The organism is Hydrogenophaga sp. (assembly GCF_030158645.1).
GTDB lineage: Bacteria > Pseudomonadota > Gammaproteobacteria > Burkholderiales > Burkholderiaceae_C > Hydrogenophaga.
The window spans coordinates 1-3,289 of the sequence record NZ_JAOASO010000034.1 but is presented as its reverse complement, the minus strand read 5'-3'; the positions used below and the strand labels follow the sequence as shown (position 1 = coordinate 3,289).

The following is a 3,289-nucleotide window of genomic DNA, read 5'->3' as shown; positions in this document are numbered from 1 at the left end:
GCCATGCGCACATGAAAGTCGCCCAGCAGCTCGGTGCGACCGGTCACGTCGTCGGTGTTCACGGCCTGCTTTTCCTGCGCCACGTGTTCGCGCAGCGCCTTGAGTCTGGCGGGGGTGACGGTGTGCACAAAGGCGCGCGTCATTTCTGCTTCCAGCATGCGGCGCACCGCAAACACCTGCTGCGCTTCTTCCACCGAGGGCGCGGCCACAAAGGCCCCGCGCGCGGGCTCCAGGCGGATCAGCCGGTTCTGCGACAGCTGAAACAGGGCCTGGCGCACCAGCGTGCGCGAGACGCCGAAATGGTCGGCCAGCTTCTGCTCGGCCAGCTTGGTACCGGGGCGCAGGCGGTGTTCGACGATGGCCCGCGTGAGCGATTCGACGATCTGCAGGGTGCTGGAGATTTCCATGGGTTCATCATAGCCAGAAACGCCAAAAAGTGTATACACTTTCCGTGCACTGTTCACCACTGGAGCGACCACCATGGGCTTGAGTACACACGTTCTGGACACCATGCACGGCAGCCCCGCCGCCGGCATGCAGGTGGAGCTGCACACCACGCAGGGCGAGCACGCCACGCTGATCAAACGCTTCACGCTCAACGCCGACGGCCGCAACCCCGACGGGCCGCTGTACGACAACGCGAGCCTGAAGGTGGGCACCTACCGCCTGGTGTTCGATGTGAAGGGCTATTTCGCCGCCCGGGGCGTGGTGTTGCCCGAGCCGAATTTTCTCGACCGCGTGTCGCTGGATTTCGGCGTGGCCCACGCGGACCAGCATTACCACGTGCCGCTGCTGGTGAGCCCGTGGAGTTACTCCACGTATCGGGGCAGCTGACGCTGCACCCCCCGCGCCGCTTCGCGTCACCCCCCAAGGGGGGCGATGCAAGTGGCCCGGCAAAGCCGGTTCCACCGCATCCTTGGTGAAGGCACGTCGCGCCGGAAGAGCTGTTGACCCAGAACGCGGCGGAACTGGCTTTGCCAGGCCGCACGCGTTGCCCCCTTGAGGGGGTGACGCCGCAGGCGGCGCGGGGGTGTTACTTACTCCTTTGCCCTTCGGTGAGCGTGTCGAGCTGGAAGTTGCCGCTCTTGTCCCACAGCCAGACATCGGTGTACGTCACGCCACCCATGCGCACCGGGGCCGGAAAGGGTGCCGCGGCGCGAACGGTGCGCTCGATCTCACGCATCACGTCCGGCACATGGCTGGGTGCGCGCATCCAGCTCACGTTGCGGACCTGGCCCCGGTTGTCCACCTCGACCTGCAACACCCCGACCGCGTGCATCAGCGGCGGCAGCTGGCCTTTGTAGATCCGGTGGCTGTTGCGCTCGTAGATGTGCCGAGCACCGTCTTTGCGGTAGTCCATGGGCGACGCCGCGTGGGAGACGAACTCGGGTGGTGGCAACTGAGAGATGGGCGGAGGCACCGCGACCGCGACAGGCGGCGGTGGGGCTGCTGGAGGCGGTGGGGGCGGCGACGCGCAAGAGGCCAGCAGGACGGCGCTGAGCGCGCCCACCCACGCCCAGGGGCTGCGGGCTGCTCGGTTGGCGGATGCCGGGATGCCGGGTTGGGAGGCTGACTGCGGGGCAGATGCAATGTCGCTCATGTGGGCAAGTCTGTTGGAAGTGTTCGGACCCGGGTGCGCCCCGTGAGCGCATACGGCCGGGTGGATGGCGTGTATTGTGAATCGACTGTGGCGTTTCGCACAGTAAGGTCGATACTGACCCCGCCAGCCTTCCCTTACGTCTCCACACACATTCTTCGACATCGGCGCCACACATGCCCGGCGAGCTTGAAACCTTTTTGCTGCATCTGACCCGTTCGCGCGCCGTGCTCGTCACCGTAGAGCAAACACGGGGCTCTGCGCCCCGTGAAGCCGGCGCGTGGATGGCGGTCTTCGACGACGCGACACGCGGCGAATCGGGCACGATCGGCGGCGGACATCTGGAGTGGAAGGCGGCACAACAGGCCCGCGAAGCCCTGGCTCGGTGGGCCGACACCGCACCGCCGGTCTGGCGGGAGGTGGTTGCGCTGGGTCCGAGCCTGGGTCAGTGTTGTGGGGGCTCGGTGGTGCTGTGCTTCGAGCCGGTGGACGCTTCGCACGCTGCGCAACTGCGCGACCGGTTGAACCCTGCGCTCACGCCGCTGGCCTTGTTTGGTGGCGGCCACGTCGGTCGGGCGATCGTGCAGGCCCTGGCGCCGCTGCCGTTCGCTGTGCATTGGATCGACAGCCGCGACGGCCTGTTTCCACCCGACCTGCCAGCGCAGGTGAGCACCGAGCACTCCGACCCGGTGCAGACCGCTGTGCGCGATGTGCCGGCCGGTGCCTGCGTGCTGGTCATGAGTTTTTCGCACGCCGAAGACCTGGACGTGGTCGCGGCCTGCCTGCAGCGCCAGCGCGAGCGCGACGATCTGGCCTTCATCGGCCTGATCGGCAGCCGCACCAAGTGGGCCACCTTTGGCCACCGCCTGACCGAACGGGGCTTCACCGCCGCCGAACTCGCCCGCGTGACCTGCCCGATCGGTTTGCCCGGCATTCAGAGCAAGGTGCCGGCCGTGATCGCCGCGTCGGTGGTGGCGCAGTTGTTGATGGCCGTCAGCGCCGCCGGTGGCGTTGCCAACCTGTCCTGAGGTCCCATGGAAACTTACCTGCTCGACTGGGCCAACCTGCTGTTGCGCTGGCTGCACGTGATCGTTGCGATTGCCTGGATCGGCTCGTCCTTCTATTTCGTGTTCCTGGACAGCAGCCTGACCCCGCCCGAAGACGAGCAGCTCAAGAAGGACGGTGTCAGCGGTGAGCTCTGGGCCGTGCACGGCGGCGGTTTTTATCACCCGGTGAAGTTCGCGGTGTCACCGCCCAAGCTGCCGGAGAACCTGCACTGGTTTTACTGGGAGAGTTATTCCACCTGGCTCTCGGGCTTTGCGCTGTTCCTCATCTCGTACCTCTGGAGTCCCAGCGTCTACCTGATCGACCCCAAGGTGTTCGTCTGGAGCCCCGGAGCCGCCGTGGCCGGTGCGCTGGCGTTCCTGGTGGTGTTCTGGCTCCTGTACGACGCGATCTGCCGCACGCTGGGCCAGAGCAAACACGGCGACGCCAAGGTGGGCGCGCTGGTGCTGGTGCTGGTGTGTGTGGCGGCCTGGCTGGCCACCCATTTGTTCGCCGGGCGCGCGGCCTTTCTGCTGATGGGCGCGATGATCGCCACCGCCATGAGCGCCAACGTGTTCTTCTGGATCATTCCCGGCCAGCGCACCGTGGTGGCCGACCTCAAGGCCGGCCGCCCGGTGGACCCGATCC

The 3,289-nt window shown here is 66.7% G+C and carries 5 protein-coding genes; 3 read left to right on the top strand and 2 right to left on the bottom strand.

Annotated features, from left to right (window positions below):
- A partial coding sequence (locus Q1W68_RS03425) for a GntR family transcriptional regulator (RefSeq protein WP_300715599.1) occupies window positions 1-407 on the bottom strand: 407 nt, incomplete at its 3' end.
- 73 nt (window positions 408-480) lie between these two features.
- On the opposite strand from Q1W68_RS03425, the gene uraH reads away from it, so the two are divergent.
- Window positions 481-834, top strand: coding sequence for a hydroxyisourate hydrolase (gene uraH / locus Q1W68_RS03420; protein WP_300648753.1), 354 nt, complete (start codon window positions 481-483; stop codon window positions 832-834).
- A gap of 199 nt (window positions 835-1,033) precedes the next feature.
- On the opposite strand, the gene Q1W68_RS03415 is transcribed toward uraH, so the two are convergent.
- Window positions 1,034-1,360: a hypothetical protein gene (locus Q1W68_RS03415; protein ID WP_366146691.1), complete on the bottom strand. Its 327-nt coding sequence runs from the start codon at window positions 1,358-1,360 to the stop codon at window positions 1,034-1,036.
- Window positions 1,361-1,773: 413 nt separating this feature from the next.
- On the opposite strand from Q1W68_RS03415, the gene xdhC reads away from it, so the two are divergent.
- Together xdhC and Q1W68_RS03405 are read left to right on the top strand one after the other, a co-directional pair.
- Window positions 1,774-2,625 carry a xanthine dehydrogenase accessory protein XdhC gene (gene xdhC / locus Q1W68_RS03410; protein WP_300648751.1) on the top strand — a complete coding sequence of 284 codons (852 nt, stop codon included), beginning with the start codon at window positions 1,774-1,776 and terminating at the stop codon, window positions 2,623-2,625.
- Window positions 2,626-2,631: 6 nt separating this feature from the next.
- A partial coding sequence (locus tag Q1W68_RS03405) for a urate hydroxylase PuuD (protein ID WP_300715598.1) occupies window positions 2,632-3,289 on the top strand: 658 nt, incomplete at its 3' end.